General features: G+C 63.8%; 12 protein-coding genes and 2 pseudogenes. 9 read left to right on the forward strand and 5 right to left on the reverse strand.

Annotated features, from left to right (window positions below; translation table 11 throughout):
• Positions 1–34: 34 nt before the first annotated feature.
• The gene (locus tag ACQR0U_RS04935; protein ID WP_315713870.1) at positions 35–685 is read left to right on the forward strand and encodes a YqgE/AlgH family protein; all 651 of its coding nucleotides are present in this window, start codon (positions 35–37) and stop codon (positions 683–685) included.
• A gap of 240 nt (positions 686–925) precedes the next feature.
• Here ACQR0U_RS04935 and ACQR0U_RS04940 read toward each other — a convergent pair.
• Positions 926–1,810 (reverse strand): annotated as a pseudogene (locus ACQR0U_RS04940) (TauD/TfdA dioxygenase family protein); the annotation flags it as partial.
• A gap of 691 nt (positions 1,811–2,501) precedes the next feature.
• Here ACQR0U_RS04940 and ACQR0U_RS04945 point away from each other — a divergent pair.
• Positions 2,502–5,021: a hypothetical protein gene (locus ACQR0U_RS04945; protein WP_434872090.1), complete on the forward strand. Its 2,520-nt coding sequence runs from the start codon at positions 2,502–2,504 to the stop codon at positions 5,019–5,021.
• Between the two features lie 561 nt (positions 5,022–5,582).
• Here ACQR0U_RS04945 and ACQR0U_RS04950 read toward each other — a convergent pair.
• Complete coding sequence (locus ACQR0U_RS04950; RefSeq protein WP_434842668.1) at positions 5,583–6,374, reverse strand: SDR family NAD(P)-dependent oxidoreductase; 792 nt, start codon at positions 6,372–6,374, stop codon at positions 5,583–5,585.
• Between the two features lie 136 nt (positions 6,375–6,510).
• Between ACQR0U_RS04950 and ACQR0U_RS04955 the strand changes: the two genes are divergently transcribed.
• The 3 genes from ACQR0U_RS04955 (at position 6,511) to ACQR0U_RS04965 (ending at position 8,955) form a co-directional block, all read left to right on the forward strand.
• Positions 6,511–7,653 carry a PQQ-dependent sugar dehydrogenase gene (locus ACQR0U_RS04955; RefSeq protein ID WP_315826011.1) on the forward strand — a complete coding sequence of 381 codons (1,143 nt, stop codon included), beginning with the start codon at positions 6,511–6,513 and terminating at the stop codon, positions 7,651–7,653.
• 121 nt (positions 7,654–7,774) lie between these two features.
• The gene (locus tag ACQR0U_RS04960) at positions 7,775–8,509 is read left to right on the forward strand and encodes an SDR family NAD(P)-dependent oxidoreductase (protein WP_315826012.1); all 735 of its coding nucleotides are present in this window, start codon (positions 7,775–7,777) and stop codon (positions 8,507–8,509) included.
• Positions 8,510–8,583: 74 nt separating this feature from the next.
• On the forward strand, positions 8,584–8,955 hold the full coding sequence (locus ACQR0U_RS04965; protein WP_315826013.1) for a CsbD family protein: 372 nt from the start codon (positions 8,584–8,586) through the stop codon (positions 8,953–8,955).
• A 133-nt stretch (positions 8,956–9,088) separates the two neighbouring features.
• On the opposite strand, the gene ACQR0U_RS04970 is transcribed toward ACQR0U_RS04965, so the two are convergent.
• Both ACQR0U_RS04970 and ACQR0U_RS04975 read right to left on the reverse strand, forming a co-directional pair.
• A complete protein-coding gene (locus tag ACQR0U_RS04970; RefSeq protein ID WP_315713876.1) occupies positions 9,089–10,843 on the reverse strand; it encodes a DUF459 domain-containing protein in 1,755 nt (584 codons plus the stop codon).
• A 140-nt stretch (positions 10,844–10,983) separates the two neighbouring features.
• Positions 10,984–12,378: a lytic murein transglycosylase gene (locus tag ACQR0U_RS04975; protein ID WP_315713877.1), complete on the reverse strand. Its 1,395-nt coding sequence runs from the start codon at positions 12,376–12,378 to the stop codon at positions 10,984–10,986.
• A 218-nt stretch (positions 12,379–12,596) separates the two neighbouring features.
• Between ACQR0U_RS04975 and galU the strand changes: the two genes are divergently transcribed.
• Positions 12,597–13,478: a UTP--glucose-1-phosphate uridylyltransferase GalU gene (gene galU / locus ACQR0U_RS04980; protein ID WP_315713878.1), complete on the forward strand. Its 882-nt coding sequence runs from the start codon at positions 12,597–12,599 to the stop codon at positions 13,476–13,478.
• A gap of 46 nt (positions 13,479–13,524) precedes the next feature.
• On the opposite strand, the gene ACQR0U_RS04985 is transcribed toward galU, so the two are convergent.
• A complete protein-coding gene (locus ACQR0U_RS04985; RefSeq protein WP_316172636.1) occupies positions 13,525–15,033 on the reverse strand; it encodes a sensor domain-containing diguanylate cyclase in 1,509 nt (502 codons plus the stop codon).
• A gap of 143 nt (positions 15,034–15,176) precedes the next feature.
• On the opposite strand from ACQR0U_RS04985, the gene ACQR0U_RS04990 reads away from it, so the two are divergent.
• The 3 genes and pseudogenes from ACQR0U_RS04990 to ACQR0U_RS05000 all read left to right on the forward strand — a co-directional run bounded on the left by ACQR0U_RS04990 (position 15,177) and on the right by ACQR0U_RS05000 (position 17,949).
• Complete coding sequence (locus tag ACQR0U_RS04990; RefSeq protein ID WP_315713880.1) at positions 15,177–15,434, forward strand: DUF7662 domain-containing protein; 258 nt, start codon at positions 15,177–15,179, stop codon at positions 15,432–15,434.
• Between the two features lie 55 nt (positions 15,435–15,489).
• A pseudogene (locus tag ACQR0U_RS04995) lies at positions 15,490–15,888 on the forward strand (hypothetical protein); the annotation flags it as partial.
• Between the two features lie 267 nt (positions 15,889–16,155).
• Positions 16,156–17,949, forward strand: coding sequence for a peptide ABC transporter substrate-binding protein (locus tag ACQR0U_RS05000; protein ID WP_315713882.1), 1,794 nt, complete (start codon positions 16,156–16,158; stop codon positions 17,947–17,949).
• The last annotated feature ends 9 nt before the right edge of the window (positions 17,950–17,958 follow it).

Consider the following 17,958-nt stretch of genomic DNA (forward strand, 5'->3'; position numbering starts at 1 on the left):
ATCAGGATATCGATGATCATGAGAGTCCTTGCGGATGAATCCTGAGGCAAAAAGGCTGGGCGACATTCGCCGCAAAGTGACAGGGATCGGGGATCACACCTCTCACGGTGGTTACCTCGACGGTCAGCTGCTGGTTGCGATGCCCGTGATGGGCGATTCCCGTTTCGAGCGCTCGGTGATCTATCTCTGCGCGCATTCGGCCGAGGGCGCCATGGGTATCATGGTGAACCGGCCGGCGGGCAGCATCGACTTCCCTCAGCTCCTGATGCAACTGAATATCATCGAGAAGAGCGATCAGATCAGCCTGCCCGACAGCGCCGAGACGATGAAGGTGCTGAGCGGCGGCCCGGTCGATACCGGGCGCGGCTTCGTGCTGCATTCGAGCGACTACTTCATCGCCAACGCGACCTTGAAGATCAACGACGGCGTCTGCCTGACGACGACGATCGACATCCTCAAGGCGATCGCCAAGGGCGACGGTCCGAAGCACGCCATCCTCGCCCTCGGCTATGCCGGCTGGCGCGCCGGCCAGTTGGAGGAAGAGATCCAGGACAATGGCTGGCTGCATTGCGACGCCGATCCGGAGCTGATCTTCGGCGACAATGTCGACGCCAAATACGATCTCGCGCTGCGCAAGATCGGCATTGATCCCGGCATGCTGTCCAACGCCGCCGGGCACGCATAGGCCTTATCGTCCGGTTGGAGCTCCCGTGCTCGCTGGGATCAGAGAAGGCTCAATGGGGCGCTCTGCCTCTCCGCCGTCATTGCGAGCGCAGCGACTTGTCCGCCGAAGCTTGGAGAGCGTAGGCGGAAGCAATCCAGAATGTCCACCGCGGATGCTGTCTGGATTGCCTCTGCGCTTCGCTCCTCGCAATGACGACATGGAGAGGGATGAGGCCGCGCATCTCTGCTGAAGGCCGAACTGCTCCGCCGCCTGCTGCGCCACCGTCGGTTCGGTGCCGGCCACCGTGGCGCGGCGCATGTCGCGCGGTTGCGACTGATCGTAGCGGCGCACGCGATGCATGGTCTGCCTGTTGTCCCACATGATCAGGTCGTGCAGCGTCCATTTGTGGACGTAGACGAACTCGGGCCGCGTGGCATGCTCGGTGAGGTCGCGCAGCAGCAGCCGGCCTTCCGGCATGCTCATGCCGATGATGGCGCCGGCATGCGATGACAGATAGAGCGACTTGCGGCCATGGGCAGGATGAGTGCGGACCAGCCGCTGCCTGACCGGCTTGAACATCTCCTTCTCCTCGTCGGTGTAGTCGAGGAAGCCGAGCGCGCCGCGCGAATACATCAGCGAATGTTCGCAGACGAGATCCTCGATCTCGGCCTTGGTCTCCTGGTCGAGCGCGTCATAGGCGGCGCGCATGTCGGCGAATTCGGTGTTGCCGCCCTTCGGGTTCACGATCCGCGCCGAGAGGATCGAGTATTTCGCCGGGATCGGCCGGAACGAGCTGTCGGAGTGCCACAGGCAGTTGCCGAGATTGAACAGATGCGTGCGATGGTCTGATGGCAGCGGCTTGCCATCCTTGCCGAGATTGGAGACGTCGTTGAGGCCGGTGGTGAGGCGGTAATCCTCCTTCTTGGTGACGGTGCCGCCGCGCGCCTGCTCGCGGTCGCCGAAGCTGAGCGCGAAGGCGAGCTGCTGCTCGTCGGTGACGTCCTGATCGTGAAATACGAGAACGGCGTAGTGATCGATCGCGGTCTGCAACTGCGCGACCTCGTCCCGAGCGAGAGGCTTGCGCAGATCGACACCGGATACTTCGCCGACGAAATGCGGATGCAGCTGCCGGATGGCGATCGCCATGGTCTCCTCCTCGCGTCCTCATCAGGGCGGACTCCTGTCCGCTTCTTCTGAAGGAAGAGGCTACGCCGGCGATGCGCGAAGTCAACGCAAGGCGCGGATCGCCGCCTGCACGGCTGTCATGCCGGCGCGTCAGACGGCTCGACAAGGGTCTGCAGGAGCCGCAGGAGGTTGTGCAGGCGACGGCGGAACATCGCGACGCCTCAGATCCGCTCGGTCGCTTCCTCGCGTCCTGCGTCGTCAGCTGGTGCCACAACATCTCAGATTAACTCGGCAAGAAACCCTCGGCGCGGCGTGATTGGCCGAATGTTGCATTGCAGCGCGCATCCCCCTGGGCGCGCCGTCAGTCGAGCGGCGGCAGCTTCGCTTTCGCGACTGGCGGCCCGTTATTTGAACGCAAAGCGTCTCCCCAATCGTGACGGTAGATCGAGAGCGAAAACGTTTCGACAGGAAACTCAACTAAGCATTTGGTCTGCCTGATAGATTTATGCCGTCGTTGTTGGAGTGCCGGCATCTTGCGCCCAAAAAAGGGAACTCCACCGTTCCTGCCGCGCTTGCTTCTTTGACAGATCGAGAAACGATTCTAGACTGTGGCGAGATTTTGGCGTCAGTATATTGTTGTTCGCGTCTAGAAAAACAATTTGGGCTGCTATCGCGGTTCGCAGAAACGGACCGCTCTTCGAGTGGGGGAGTCATGCGGCTTGCGATTGGTTTGCTCGTTTTGCTCTTGTCTGCTCATCGCGCGTCGGCGCTTACCGATACCGAAAGGCAAATCATCATCGAGAGGGCCAAATCAGGGGAAATCGCCGGCGGCGCGTATAGAATCGAAATCAAACCAGAATACGCACCGGATTTAAAAAAGAGGTCGCTATTTGTAGAAAGCACCGGGGGGAGAGCGTTCATAAATCGCGATTTGGACCCAGCATGGCAAGACTGCATGAGCACGGCCGGTGCGACATGGATGGTAAATCTCCTTGCTGGATACACGCCTGCTGGTCCGCTAGTTTCTTCGACAATTGATCTGACGGATCTGCCCAAAGTCGGCGACTGCAACAAGGATTGGCATCAGGCACTGTATCAGGCCGCGGTAGACATTCGATTCGACGCACTTTCGGCTGACGTCAAGGTCGGCGACCAGCTGGTGAGAGACTACGTTGACCTAATATTTGGCAGCGTCAGCGTCGACGTCGTTCAACTCGAGAAGGACGGCAAAGTCATAAAAGCTGACATCAAGGACATGAAGGGAGGCTTGAAGACCCTTCAGGGAGAGCTCACGCAACTCGCGGGAGACCACAACAAGCTGTCGCAGCTCATCATCGATGAGAACAGAAAAAAGGCGGAGACGGTGCGGGTCGTCGCTCAACATGAGCGCATAGCTGCCGGTGTCTCAACAGTTCAGCTTCTTGGTAGAGTTATTCTCAGAAATAGCCCTGATGCACAGTACAAGCTCACAACCGGCGCAAAGAGCATCGGAGCGATCGCCGATGCGGTTGTGGACTTAAGTCGCAGCGGTGTAACAGATGCCGCAAAGATCCTGTTGAGCGGCAACATCGCGAATGCTGCACTTTCGATCGTGGGTCTGTTTGGACCGGGCGGTCAAGATCCGACCATCGCGCTATTGCAGTCGGGCTTCTCCTCCGTGAGAGCGGATATTCATCAGCTCCAGGCAGAAATGAACGACCGCTTCGATCGCGTGGATCGCGCCCTCGATACAATATATTCGTCGATGCAGACTCGATTCGACGAGATCACCGATCGATTGGACGAATTTAATCGGCGGCTGAACATTCTCTCGGTCCGTCAAAGACAAGAATACTACGTGTCAATTTCGGCGTTTCAGGCTTTATTGACGCACGAATACAAGTCAAAGATACAAAGCTGCCGAAACAAGGAGGCACCAAGCTATCTGACGTACTACGATTTCGCGCAGTGCCTCACGGCCATATCGTTGTACGGAACCGATGATGCGGCAAATGACGTGTTTACTGGAGCCGTATTTTTCGATCCGGCTCTACAGCCGGAGCAGGCGGCGGACGGTCTGGATACGCTCGATCCCGATTATCTGCGGGGATTTCTAGCAGCATCACTAAAAGGCAAAGGTTCGCTCGTTGGAGAGCCCGGATCATCGGCAATTCAGGTCGCTATACCGAGCCCAATGGGGTGGTCAGGGGCCGTCGATACCTATCTTGCTGTCCGGGCTATTGCTCCACGGTTGAAGAGCGCTAACGACATTAAGCTAGCGCCGCTTACTAGTGATTCGTTAAAGCGACTTCAAAACACCGGAAATCGACTGTTCGGTGGCGTGGTGGCCCTTCGGAAATATGGTGCCCCGCTCGCCATGGATATCTACATGCGGGACGTGAGGGCTGCAGCGAAGCCGTTAGCGGCAGCCATTGTCGCGCATCTAGCGGATAGCGCCCTTGGCGTGGTCGAAGTTGGCGATTATCGCAAGTGGGATCCCACTTATTTCAATAACGGAAACGATATCGACTTCGAACTCTATCGAGGAGCGGCTCAATACGTGGTTGTTGGGCCCGACAAAGGGAATCTTGTAGCCAAGGTTTCTGTTCAACATCGTCACGTTGTTTCCGGCTATCAGGCAACCGCAGGCAATGTCGCTTGGCTCAAGCAAAGGATGGACGACGCCTTGCACGACGATGCGAACTTCGGACTCGGAACATATGAACCACCCGTCGTAACGCCTGCTGATGAGGTGAAGACGGCGGTCAAACGGGCCAACGCGACGTACCTCGGCAAGGTGAAGATGACAGAATGGCCTGTTCAGGCAACGTCCGCTCTCAAAGCGAGCTTTACGGATTACGCCGGCACGGATGAACTTAGAGGCGCTTGTTCGAAGATGGCTGAGAGCAAGCGCTACCTTGACGCTCTGGCAACACTCTATAGAAGTCGAATTGATCTCGCTAAGGGCTGGCCAGCAGAATTGCAGGGCCTGCCGACCGGCACGGCGATAGATAAAATATGCGGCGACCTTGCTAAGGCGATCTCAGAAGCTGGTCCAATTGAGCCGCGGGATGGACTTGCAGTGGACGTTCTAACAGACGTCATCGGCGAGCGAATCAGTGCCCGAGTAGTGAAGCTGCGCCAACAGTACGCTGCCGCGCCCATGGACGATAGTAAGCTGCCCGAGATCGAGCTGCGCCTGCAACGTATTCAGCGCTGTTTGAAGCATGCTGATAATCCGATGTGCCCGTGACGGGTGAAGGGGCGGTAGTCCCTGAAGGCTCAGCAGCTTTCAGTGAAGCGTGCCTGTGTATGCATCTCTTGGAATGCTGTGGACCTTCAGGTCTGCCGAATTAGGCAGTTGTGCCGCTGAAAGATAAGGCAGCTACATTCCGAAGCCAGCCAAGCCGCCGACATTCAGGCCAGCTGGGCAGCGTTCGCGCCGCAAAGCCCGTGCTGAGTACGATGCTAAGCGGGGCAGTGCCCGCGAACGCGGCTATGATACCCGCTGGGACAGCGAGGCTAAGGCTTTCAAGCAAGCGCATCCGTTCTGCCTTCGTTGCCGAGTAATAGGGCGGTCGGAGGCCATCGTGGTCATCGATCAGGTAGTACCGCACAAGACCGACAAGGTCCTGATGTGGGACACGAGCAACCGTCAGCCGGCGTGCCGCCTCCGTCATGACGTCGTGAAGCAGCGACTCGAGGCGCTGTTCGCGGATGGCAGGTTGCCGGCGGCCGATCTGTGGCTCGACAGCGTCAGGGCAGTTGCGCTGCTTCAGGGATTTGATGCCCGCCGGGGGGAGGATCCCTCGGCTCACACGTCGGGCATGAGCTGTCTCGACATCATGCGTTGCGCGACCGGGATCACCGCTCCGGTGAGGAACGAGGCGGCCGGCAGGCACAGGCTCAAGGTCATGTGCGCGACTTCTTCGGGATCGCCATAGCGGCCAAGCGCGGTGCGGCGCCGCGCGTAGACCGCCTTCTGCTCGTCGGGAATGCGCGCGGTCATCGCCGTGGTGATCGGGCCCGGACAGATGCAGTTGACGGTGATGCGATCGCGGCCGAGCTCGACCGCAAGCGAGCGCGTCAATCCGGTCACCCCGGCCTTTGCAGCCGAATAGGCGCTGTGCCGCGCGGTTGCGCCGAGCGCCTCGGTCGAAGCGATATTGACGATGCGCGGGCTGTTCGAGTGGCGCAGATGCGGCAGCGCGGCACGGATGACGCGCTGCTGCGCCGTCAGCATGATGGCAAGCCCTCTTGCCCAGGCCTCGTCGTAGGCTTCGTCGTCGATCGCGACATGCACCGAGATGCCGGCATTGTTGACGATGACGTCGAGCCCGCCGAAATGCGTCGCAGCATCGCCGACGACGGCCGCGATGGCGTTGCGGTCGACGAGGTCGAGCCGCCAGGCGCGCGCCGTTCCGCCGCTGGCCTCGATGTCTGCCGCCACCGCGCGGGCCGCGTTCTCATCGACATCGGTGACTGCGACCCTGGCGCCTTCATCGGCGAACACGCGCGCGGTCGCGCGCCCCATCCCCGACGCGGCGCCGGTGATCAGGACGGTCAATCCCTTGACCGAGCGGCTGAGTTGCCTGTGCTGGTGCATATTTGCGGCTCACGGAAAAATGCGGATCGCATGCTCGCCGTCGGGATTATCACTGATCGGACGCATTCGGTAGGCACCGATCCGGCATGGCCGAATTCTCGTTGCCGACGACACAAATCAACAAACCGGAGTGATCATGGTGCTCTCCACGACCTTCATGCGCCTGGCATTGGTGATGGGACTCGTTGCGACCACGGCCGCGCGAGCCGAGAGCATCAATGCCGGCGATCGCAAGGCAAGCGCCGTGCGCCCGTTCGAGGCGCGGAGCGTTGCCGAGTTCGATACGCCCTGGGCCATCGCCTTCCTGCCGGATGGGCGGATGCTGGTCACGGAGAAGCCGGGCCGGATCTTTCTCGTCACGCAAGGTGGGCAGAAGATCCAGATCGGCAACGTGCCCGCCGTCGCGGCGCGCGGACAGAACGGCCTCCTGGACATTGCGGTGTCGCCGAGCTTCGCGACGACGTCGCAGATCTATCTCACCTACACCGAGCCGAGCAGCGAGGGCAGCCGGCTCGTCCTGACCCGTGCCGTGTTGTCGGTTTCGAATGACAACGCCACGCTGACCGACCCCACCGTCATCTGGCGCCAGACGCCCGCCGGCGGCGGCGGGCAGCCCGGCGGCATCATCGCGTTCGATCCGTCGGGAACGCATCTGTTCCTGACCGTCGGCGACCGCATGCAGCCGAACAGCGCCCAGGATCCACGGCAGGCGCGCGGCAAGGTGCTCAGGCTCGATCTCGACGGCGCGACTCCGTCGGACAATCCCATGGCCGAGGACAAGGGCGTGCCGGCCCAGACGTGGACCACCGGCCACCGCAATCCCTACGGGCTCGCCTTCGCATCAGATGGCAAGCTCTGGCTGCACGAGATGGGACCGCGCGGCGGCGACGAACTGAACCTGATCGAGCCGGGCAAGAACTACGGCTGGCCGCTGGTGTCGAACGGCGACAATTACAACGGCACGCCGATCCCGCGGCATGCGACGCGGCCCGACCTCGCGCCGCCGCCGCTCTATTGGGATCCTGTGATCGCGCCGGCCGGCCTGGTCTTCTATGATGGTCCGATGTTTCCGCAATGGAAGGGATCGGCGCTGATCGGAGGCTTGCGGGTGCACGCGCTGGTCCGCGTTGCCTTCCGGGCCGATGGTCAGCCTGACGAGGCCGAGCGCTGGGACATGGGCGAGCGCATCCGCGACGTCGCCGTGGCGCCGGACGGCGCCGTCTGGGTCATCGAGGACGACTCGCCCGGCCGCCTGCTGCGGCTGACACCGATGAAGTAGCTGCGCAGCAGCATTGATGCGAAGGCGCCGATGCCGGGGTCGCCACAGCCCGCGATGCCGTTGACAGGGCCTGCGCCGATCCCCACACCATCCGACAAACAACAAGAGAAGGAGTGGGGAGATGAACGCGCTCGATTTCACGGGACGCTCGGTGCTGGTGATTGGCGGATCGAGCGGCATCGGCAACGGCATCGCGCAGGCGTTTCGCGCGCAGGGCGCGCGCGTCGACGTCAGCGGCACGCGGGCGAGCGCCGCCGATTATGCCGAAGGTGAGGGCTCCGATCTCGCAGGGGTGAACTACTATCAGCTCGATGTGAGCGATCCCGGCGCGATCGAGAGCTTCGCGCCGCGGTTCGATCGGCTCGATGTGCTGGTGCTGGCGCAGGGCGCGGTATTGTACCGGCGCGGCGAATTCGCCATGGAGGGCTTTCGCAAGGTGGTCGAGGTCAACCTCATCAGCCTGATGGCCTGTGCGACGAAATTTCACGGCCTGCTGCGCGATGCCGGGGGCGCGCTCATCATCGTCTCGTCGACCGCCGCCTATCATTCGACCATGGGCAATCCGGCCTACAACGCCTCGAAGACCGGCGCGATGGGATTGACGCGAACCCTGGCCGAGGCGTGGGCGGAAGACGGCATCCGCGTCAACGGGATCGCGCCCGGGCTCGTCGACACCAAGATGACCAAGGTGACGACCGCCAATCCGAAGCGCCTCGAGGGCGCGCTGCAGCGCATTCCGCTGCGGCGGCTGGGGACGCCGCAGGACATGGCCGGTGCGGCGCTGTTCCTGGCCTCCCCGCTGTCGTCCTACATCATCGGCCAGACCCTCGTCGTCGACGGCGGCCTGATTTTGTAGTCGTCCGGAACCTGCGCCGTGCTGGCCGGTTAGCAGGCCAGCAATCCCGCACAATGCAGAGAAGGAGAGCGGCAATGGATCAGGATCGGCTGACCGGTACGGCCAAGGATGTCGCAGGCAAGATCGAAGGCGGCGTCGGCGAGATGTTGGGCGACAAGAGCACGCAGGCGTCGGGGCGTGCACGCGAGGCCTCCGGCGTCGTGCAGAACATGTATGGCCAGGCCAAGGACGCGGCGCGCGAGGCTGGCGATGCGGCGATGGATTTCGCCAAGGATACGTTCGGCAACAGCTCCGAGACGCTGCGTGACGGCACGCAGGCGCTGACCAAGCGGGTTCAGGACAATCCGATGGGCGCGCTGCTGGTCGCCGGCGGCATCGGCTTCCTACTGGCGATGCTGATGCGCTCGCCGAGCCGGCCGCAGCCGCCGCAGCGCTGGCGCTACTGAGCCCGCAAAGACCCGCTGACGATCAGATGACAATCGGCCCGCATTCGCTCTCGAATGCGGGCCGATTTGTCATTGGCACCTTGGTCCGGAATGATCCGCGTCGATCGCCCTCAGCGCCGAAATGTGGTCACGATCAGCGGCCCTGGGTCTCCAGCGATGCTGCCGAGCGGCCGACCAATCCTGGCGGCCGCGGCGGCGCGTTCGGATTGCGCGCGGCGGGCGGCCGCGCCGGCTGCTGTTGCTGCTGAGGCGCGCCGAAGCCAAAAAACTCACGAACGCCCTGATTCGGCTGCGGCGTTTGAGCTGGCGGCTGCTGGGTGGGCGCCCCCGGCGTGGTCAGCCGCCTTTGCCGCGGCTGCGGCGACACCGGCCCAGGTGCTGCCGGCGTCGCTTCCGCCGGCGAAGTCGCTGCCATCGGCGCTTCGGGCCGGGTCGGCTCCTTCGGCGGCTCCTTGGCCTGCTCACGGCCGACCTCGCGGCGAGGCCAGACGAAATCGTCGGCGCGGCCGGCCGGCGGGCTCAGCGCCTCGCCCTTGACCAGGGTTCGGGCCGCCAGCGCGTCGATCGCCGCAGGTCGGGAGCCGGGGCCGCCCAGCAACTGATCGGTGCCGACGGATGACGCCACCAGCGGCAGGATCGGGCCGGCGACTGGCCGCGGCGCCGGCTGGCCCGGTACGGCATTGGCGTCCGGCGTGGCCGGCTCGTTCGGCAGCTCGAGCGGCGCGGAACGGGCCGCGAGCAGCCGGTTGATCTCACGCTCGGCATAATGGGCGAGCTTGCGCGCGCCCGGCTTGGTGAAATAGACGCCGTCATAGGAGCGCAGCTGGCGGATCTGGCCCTCGAAGTCCGGGCCTTTCTGCAGGAAGCGGCCGGCCTCGTCGACGAAGCCGTCCCAGACATCGACATAGGTGATGCCGGCCTTGCCGGCGGCATCGCGATACAGCGAGTCGAGGAACAGCGTGTCCGCCGTCCCCTTGGGACCGCGAACCGCGGGCAGGCCGACCCAGAGCACGGGCACGCCCTTGCTCTTGGCGATCGCGATCATCTCCTCGATCTTCTTCGTATACAGCTCGACCCAGCGCTCGTCCCGGAACTCGTAGAGGCCGCCCGGCGAGCGGGCGGCCTTCTCCGGTGCCGCGACCGCAGGCGTGTCGTTGTCGGCCTCGTCCTGCGGCAGATCGGTATCGGCAGCCTTGTCGTCGGGCTTGGCCGCCGTGTCGGCCTTGCCATCCGGCTTGGCTTCGCCCGGCTTGGCCTCACCGGGCTTTGTCTCACCAGGCTTTGTCTCACCAGGCTTGGCCTTGGCATCCTTCTTGGCCTTGTCGCCCTTCTTGTCGTCGGTCTTCTCGATCGCGGGCTCGCGCAGCGAGATGCGGTCGTTGAGGCCGAGCATGATGACGATGGCGTCGGCGCGTTCGGTCGCCAGGATACCCTTGGCGGCGGCGGCCCAGTCGGCCGGCTCGCCCCTGGGCTGATACTTGATGAGGCCCGACGTGGTCCGGATCCTGCGGGTCACGCCCATGTCGGGCTGCTCGGCATAGGCCTCTTCCAGGCCATAGGCGAGCCAGTCGGCCATGGCGTCGCCGAGCACCAGCACGTAGCGGTCCGGCGCGCCGTCACGCTTCTCCGGCGGCGGCGCCTTGGAATAGTCTTGGATCACCCTCTTCGGCTGTTGCTGCGGGAACGGAGCGAAGAATTCGCCGCCGAACCAACCTCCGCCACCTCCACCGCCGCGCGGTGCCGGGCGGGGCGAAGCGAACGGGTTGAAGTTGAAGAACTGGGCCGAGGCGGGACCGGCGATGCCGACGAGCATGGCGATGACGACCGCCAGCACGACCAGCGGGCCGGGCTCGTTCAACAGCTTGAGGATGGACTTCAGCTTTGACATGCGCACCCGTCGCGCGGCGTGATCGTGACGATTCATATAATAGGACGCGAATCAGGCCGCAAACGGGCATTCACCGGATGGTGTTGACGGCGCCGGTAATCGCCCCAGAAGGTTACCGGCAGGGCAGATTGGGGCTGCGATCAGCGCGTCCGCAGCCGTTCGAGCACATCCGAGGTGGCAAATCCGTCCGCCGGCGCCCCGATCGAGGCCTGGAAGTTCCGCAGCGCCTCGCGCGTCTGGCCGCCGAACTGGCCGTCCGGCGTTCCGCGGTAAAATCCGCGCTCGGCGAGCAATTGCTGCAGCTCGAGCCGCTCGCCGCGCGACAGCGTTCGCTCCTCGCGCGGCCAGGCCTGAACGAACGGCGGTGCGCCGCGGAGGCGGTCGGCGAAGTGTCCGATCGCCAGCGCATAGGCTTCCGCAGGGTTGTATTTCATGATGACGCGGAAGTTCTGCAGCATCAGGAAGCCGGGGCCCTGGGCGCCGGCCGGCGCCAGCAGATAGGCCTTTTCGGCGCCAGTCGGGAACGGCTGACCGTTGGCCCGCCGCAGGCCGAGCTGTTCCCACTGGGCGAAGCTCATGCTCTTGGCGCGGTCGGCGAGCATGTAGTTGAAGCCCTGGGGCACCACGACCTCGTAGCCCCAGCTCTGGCCGCTCTGCCAGCCGTCCTTCTTCAGATTGTTGGCGGTGGAGGCGATCAGGTCGGCCGGATTGTCGACGACGTCGCGGCGGCCGTCACCATCGGCATCGACGGCGAAGCGCTTGAACGCGGTCGGCATGAACTGGGTCGGGCCGAAGGCGCCTGCCCAGGAGCCGCGCAACTGCTCGGGGCGCAAATCGCCGCGATTGAGGATTTCCAGGGCGGAGAGGAACTCATCCTTGAAATAGGCCTGGCGGCGGCCGATGCAGGCGAGCGTCGCGGTCGACTGCAGCACGCTACGGTCGCCGATCTGGGTCGAGTAGTTGGACTCGATGCCCCAGATCGAAGCGACGATGTAGCGGTCGACGCCATAGGTACGCTCGGCCGCATCGAACTGCGGCTTGTACTTCGCCAGCACCTCGCGGCCCTTCGCCAGCCGGTTGTCGTTCACCAGGATGTCGAGATAGTCCCAGATCGATTTGGTGAATTCGGGCTGCGCGTCGAGCAGGTCCATGATGCGCAGGTCCGGCGACAGGCCGGCGGTAAAGCGCTGGAAATTGTCCTGCGTGATGTTGCGTCGTGCGGCATCTGGCCACATGCCGGCGACGCAATTGTCGAAATTGCCGGCGGCTTCGCGGATCGCCGCCGCCGTCATCAGCGGATGGCCGGAGGCGCCGTCCTGGCCGCTCCACGGCTGCGGCCCGCCGGCGGCAGGGGGCTGGTTGGGGGCGGGGTCGCCCTTCGTCAGGGTGCCCGTGAACAGGCCGTCGAGAAAGTTCAGCGGCCCGCCTGAGGATTGCGCGACAGCGGAACCAGACACCACCGTCAACGCCGTGACCAGAACCGCCGCGCCAGCACCGGCCTTCAGAGCTGTCAGCATCACGTTCCGTCGCATCATGTCTCGATCCAGATCGCATGGAAGATCGGCCTCCACGAGGCCCGGTCCTGCTTAACGGGAGATTAACAAGGTTAACGATTTCCGCAGCGAAATTTAGCCGTTCGGTCCGTGTCGAGCGGAACACTGGACCAACATCCGCCTTTGTTCTCGGCTGCAAACGAGCTACCTAAAATGCGATCGATTTCGCATTCATATCGCCACAAGGTCTAGTCATCCCCATGAAGATCCGCAAAGCCGTTTTTCCGGTCGCCGGTCTCGGCACCCGCGTCCTGCCCGCCACCAAGGCGATGCCGAAGGAAATGCTGACGATCGTCGACAAGCCGCTCATCCAATACGTCTTCGACGAAGCCAAGGAGGCGGGCATCGAGCATTTCGTGTTCGTGACCGGGCGAAACAAGACCGCGATCGAGGATCATTTCGACCGCATGTACGAGCTCGACGCGACGCTCGCGGCGCGCGGCAAGAAGACCGAGATGGAAATCCTCGCGCGCGACCAGCCGGAGGCCGGCGCGGTCAGCTTCACCCGCCAGCAGGCGCCGCTCGGGCTCGGCCATGCCGTGTGGTGCGCGCGCGACATCGTCGGTGACGAGCCGTTCGCGGTGGTGCTGCCCGACGAGCTGGTGCTGAACGCGCCGGGGTGCCTGGCGCAGATGATTGCTGCCGCCAGCAAGCTGCCGGAAAAGAGCAACGTGCTCGCCGTGCAGGAGGTGCCGGCCGATCAGACCCATCAATACGGCATCTGCGGCGTCGGCAAGCGCGACGGCAAGATGTTCGAGGTCGACGGCATGGTCGAGAAGCCGGCCAAGGGCACCGCGCCGTCGAACTTCTCGATCACCGGGCGCTACATCCTGCAGCCGGAGATCTTCCAGATCCTCGCGACGCAGGAGCGCGGCGCCGGCGGCGAGATCCAGCTCACCGACGCGATGATCGGTCTGTCGAAGACGCAGAAATTCTACGGCGTGGACTTCGACGGCGAGCGGCATGATTGCGGCTCGAAGTCCGGCTTCCTGAGGGCCAACATCGCCTTCGCCATGGCGCGAGCCGACCTGCGCGATGGCCTGCGCGCGGACATGAAGCGCTATCTCGAAGGCAAGGGCTGAGGCCAAGCCGGCGCGAAATGCCGCGCCTTCGAGGCGGTTGGCGGCATCACGCCGCCAGCGAAGCCGCGGGTGACGGATGACGCACCGCTGCGCTGGCGCAGCGGTTACGGCCCGCGGCCTTGGCCATGTACAGGGCGCGGTCGGCGGCATTGAGCAGGCCGGTCCAGTCCGTGTCGCGCGACGGCGTGACGCTGGCGGCGCCGATGCTGATCGAGGTGGTGCACGCTTCTCCCGCCCACAGCTTGACCTTGCTGCGGATCGTCTCCGCGACGCGCAGCGCATCCGCTTCCGAGGTCCCCGGCAGCAGCACCGCGAACTCCTCGCCGCCATAACGCGCGGCGCAGTCGCCGGCGCGCCGCACCGAATCGGAGATGCACACGGCGATGCCGACCAGCACCTGATCGCCGGCCTGGTGCCCATGGGTGTCGTTGTAGCTCTTGAAGTGATCGGCATCGATCATCAGCAGCCCCAGCGGCGCGCCGGCGCGCTGCGCCCGCCGCCATTCGAGTTCGATGGTCTCGTCGAACTTGCGCCGATTCTTCAGGCCCGTCAGCGGATCCGTGGTCGCGAGCTGCTCCAGTCTGGATTCGACCTTCGCCCGGAGCTGGATCTCGCGCGCGGCGACCTGCGTCGCGGCCAGGACGAACACGATCAGCGCCAGCATCATCGCCCCGATCTCTGCAGCCTCATGGCGCCAGTATGCATAGACGCTGTCCCACGACTTGCTGGCGATCACGACCAGCGGCTCATTGGCATTGCGCCAGACCAGCAGCCGCGGCAGATCGTCCAGCGCGCCATAGCTGCTCGACCAGCCGGCCGGCTCGGTGAGCGCGCGGGTCACGGCCGGCGCCCGCGCCAGGTTGCGCCCGATCGCGCCGGAATCGAACGGCGCGCTGACGATGACGGTGCCGTCGCGCCGGAGCACGGTGATGTTGTCGCCCGCCCCGAGCGTGAGCCTTGCGAACAGGTCGCGGAAATAGCCGAGGCGGATCGAGCCGGCGACGACGCCGGCGAAGCGTCCGTCCGGCGTCGAGATGCGGCGGCTGAGAACGATGGAATATTGGCCATGATGCTGAGCGGGCCGCCCGACATAGAGCCCGGTGTCGGGCCGGTCGCGATGCACCTGGAAGAAATCGGCGTCGCTGCGGTCCTCCGGCAGCGGGTCGAGCGTCGACGACTCGAGCGACAGCCGCCCGCGGGCATCAAAGACTTGGATGGTGCCGAAATTCTTCGCGGTGGACGAACGGTCGAACAGGATCAATTGGCGGACGTGCTTGCTGACCTCGTTGATTTCGGGCAGCAACATGTTGCTGGCCACCGCCCGCAGCGAGAGATCGTAGAGCTCGACGGTGCGGCTGATGTCGGCGCCGATGCTGGCGGCCATGTTCTCCAGCGCCTGCCGGGCGCGGACTTCCTCGCTCCGGCGCAGGTCGATCATGACGCTGGCGCAGATGGCGGAGAAACCGATGATGGTCGAGATGGAGCAGGTGATCAGCGTGCGCGCCGAAAGCCGCCAAGGCTGCGTCGCCCGGCCCGTTCGGCGTGTCCAGCGCATCGGATCGTCCCGTCCCCCGTGGAGTCCCGTCCGTAGACTGACGGATAAAGCCGAAGTAACGCATGTTAGGTTAACGAGTCGTTGCGTTCGCCGCGCCTGTCGTCAAGGCGGCCGCACACGCGCTGGTACGATGGAGTCGAGACTTGCCGGACTATGATGCGCTTCGAGACTATCTCAAGCGGCAGACCCGCCCCGAGCTGGTGCTCAGCCTCGACGAGATCGAGGAGCTGATCGGCGACGGCCTGCCGCGCGCCGCGCAGCGCGCCTCGTGGTGGGACAGCCTGCGAAGTCCGCAGGAGAAGATGCCGCAGCGCGAGGCCTGCCTGGCGGCGGGCTATGTCGCGACCCGGCTGCCCGATGGCAAGGGCGTCCGCTTCCGCAAGCTGAAGCCGGAGCGCTGAGCTGCATCCGTGCCCGCGGCACTGGGGCTGTGTCCTGATTTTCCGGCGGTAGTGCTTCGCGCTCAACGTCGACGAGGCGATCGAGGTTTTGGAGAACGCCGGCTGGAAGAAGGGCGCGAACGGCATTCGCGAGAAGGGCGGCAAGCCGCTCAAGCTCGTGATCCAGATCTCCACCAACGTCCCGCGGCCGAAGAACCATGTCATCGTCACGTAGGCCTGCCAGAAGGCGGGCATCGAGCTCGAGCCGAAGTCGGTGGTGGCTCGGCGTTCTTCTCCAGCGACGTCGCCAATTCCGACACCTACACGCACGTCTACTGCGACATGGAGATGCTGATGATCAACGATGGCGTCGCCGGGTCCGCGCGTCAGCGGCATCCGCAAAGGTTTGTCGAGCCATTCCTCGGAATGGGACAATGACCTCGGGCAGTTGCCGAACTGGTGTCGCGAGAGCTGAGCGCACATCGAGAGCGTTCATTCCGAAGCAGAACATTCCGGTGTGTGGCGACCGTCGCGAGCGAGTAGTTCCATTTTCCGGGATGTGACTCGCAGTCAATCTTTCCGCATCTGCGAAGTGCGACAATCGATCCGTTCTTTATTGCGGAATTGGCCCGGATTCTGCTTTGACAGTCGCTTCGAAGGCTGATCCAATTTTATGCAGTTCCCGATCGATCCAGGACGGGGACGCGTTTTTGGCATTCAGCACCACCTTTGGAGTCGATGGATGAACGAGCGTGACCTCCGTAGCCAGATCGCTGATGTCAAAGCAGGACGCCTGTCACGGCGCGAATTTGTGCAGCGGATGATTGCCGTGGGGCTGACCGCGCCGATGGCTGGCGCGATGCTCTCCTACTCAGGCGCCGCGGTCGCTGCTGATGCCATCCCCTACAAGCCGACCAAGGCCGGTGGCGGCGGTCCGCTCAAGCTGCTGCTCTGGCAGGCGCCGACGCTGCTCAATCCGCATTTCGCCATCGGCACCAAGGACCAGGAGGCCAGCCGCCTGTTCTACGAACCGCTGGCCGGATGGGACAAGGACGGCAATCTGGTGCCGATTCTCGCGGCCGAGATTCCGAGCAAGGAGAACGGCGGTCTTGCCGCCGACGGCATGTCGGTGACCTGGAAGCTGAAGAAGGGCGTCAAATGGCACGACGGCAAGCCGTTCACGGCCGACGACGTCATCTTCAACTGGGAATACGCCAACAACCCCGAGACCTCGGCGGTCTCGATCGGCAGCTACAAGAACGTCAAGTCGATCGAGAAGATCGACGATCTGACCGTGAAGCTGGTCTTTCCGCAGCCGACGCCGTTCTGGGCCGATGCCTTCGTCGCCTCGTTCGGCTGCATCATCCCCAAGCATCACTTTGCGGATTATATCGGGGCGAAGTCGCGCGAGGCGCCGGCGAACCTGAAGCCGGTCGGTACCGGTCCCTACATGTTCGTGGACTTCAAGCCGGGCGACACCGTCGCCGGCAAGCGCTTTCCGGACTATCACGTGCCGACGCAGCCCTATTTCGACACGGTCGAGATCAAGGGCGGCGGCGACGCGGTCTCCGCTGCGCGCGCAGTGCTGCAGACCGGTGAATACGATTACGCCTACAATCTGCAGGTCGAGGACGAGATCCTGACCAAGCTCGAGGCGGGCGGCCAGGGCAAGACCGAGCTGACGCTGACCGGCAACATCGAGTATATCGGCCTCAACGTCACCGATCCCAATGTCGAGGTCGACGGCGAGCGCGCCAGCCTGAAGACCAAGCACCCGCTGTTCTCCGATCCCGAGGTGCGCAAGGCGATCAATCTCCTGATCGACCGTGCGTCGGTGCAGAAATTCATCTATGGACGCGCCGGCGTCGCGACGCCCAACTTTCTCAACAACCCCGAGCGCTTCCGCTCCAAGAACAATACTTTCGAGTTCTCGATCGAGAAGGCCAACCAGATCCTCGACGCCGCCGGCTGGAAGAAGGGCGCCTCCGGCATCCGCGAGAAGGACGGCAAGCCGCTCAAATTCGTGTTCCAGACCTCGATCAACGGCCCGCGCCAGAAGAACCAGGCGATCATCAAGCAGGCGTTCCAGAAGGCCGGCATCGAGGTCGAGCTGAAGTCGGTGGTCGCGTCGGTGTTCTTCTCCTCGGACGTCGCGAACCCCGACACCTACTCGCATTTCTACTGCGACATGCAGATGTATCAGACCACGATGCCGCAGGCGGATCCGCAGTTCTTCATGAACCAGTTCGTGTCCACCGAGGCCGCGACCAAGGAGAACAAGTGGCAGGGCCGCAACATCTGCCGCTGGCAGAACAAGGAGTATGACGAGACCTACATGCTGGCCCAGAGCGAGCTCGATCCGGTCAAGCGCGCCGCGCTGTTCATCAAGCTCAACGATCTCGTCGTGCGTGACAACTACGTCCTGCCGGAGATCAACCGGCTCAATGCGATCGGCGTGAAGAACGGCATGGTGCTGTACAAGAGCGGCTGGGACAACGATCTGGCGTTCATCGCCACCTGGTATCGGGCGAGCTGACGCGCGGCC

Source organism: Bradyrhizobium sp. HKCCYLRH3097, from assembly GCF_051167875.1.
GTDB lineage: Bacteria > Pseudomonadota > Alphaproteobacteria > Rhizobiales > Xanthobacteraceae > Bradyrhizobium.

What these genes read in the sequence shown, in the direction of transcription:
- ACQR0U_RS04935 (WP_315713870.1), top strand. Translation starts at nt 35, where the DNA reads ATGAATCCTGAGGCAAAAAGGCTGGGCGACATTCGCCGCAAAGTGACA.
- ACQR0U_RS04950 (WP_434842668.1), bottom strand. Translation starts at nt 6,374, where the DNA reads ATGCACCAGCACAGGCAACTCAGCCGCTCGGTCAAGGGATTGACCGTC.
- ACQR0U_RS05000 (WP_315713882.1), top strand. Translation starts at nt 16,156, where the DNA reads ATGAACGAGCGTGACCTCCGTAGCCAGATCGCTGATGTCAAAGCAGGA.
- ACQR0U_RS04945 (WP_434872090.1), top strand. Translation starts at nt 2,502, where the DNA reads ATGCGGCTTGCGATTGGTTTGCTCGTTTTGCTCTTGTCTGCTCATCGC.
- ACQR0U_RS04975 (WP_315713877.1), bottom strand. Translation starts at nt 12,378, where the DNA reads ATGATGCGACGGAACGTGATGCTGACAGCTCTGAAGGCCGGTGCTGGC.
- ACQR0U_RS04960 (WP_315826012.1), top strand. Translation starts at nt 7,775, where the DNA reads ATGAACGCGCTCGATTTCACGGGACGCTCGGTGCTGGTGATTGGCGGA.
- ACQR0U_RS04965 (WP_315826013.1), top strand. Translation starts at nt 8,584, where the DNA reads ATGGATCAGGATCGGCTGACCGGTACGGCCAAGGATGTCGCAGGCAAG.
- ACQR0U_RS04985 (WP_316172636.1), bottom strand. Translation starts at nt 15,033, where the DNA reads ATGCGCTGGACACGCCGAACGGGCCGGGCGACGCAGCCTTGGCGGCTT.
- galU (WP_315713878.1), top strand. Translation starts at nt 12,597, where the DNA reads ATGAAGATCCGCAAAGCCGTTTTTCCGGTCGCCGGTCTCGGCACCCGC.
- ACQR0U_RS04955 (WP_315826011.1), top strand. Translation starts at nt 6,511, where the DNA reads ATGGTGCTCTCCACGACCTTCATGCGCCTGGCATTGGTGATGGGACTC.
- ACQR0U_RS04970 (WP_315713876.1), bottom strand. Translation starts at nt 10,843, where the DNA reads ATGTCAAAGCTGAAGTCCATCCTCAAGCTGTTGAACGAGCCCGGCCCG.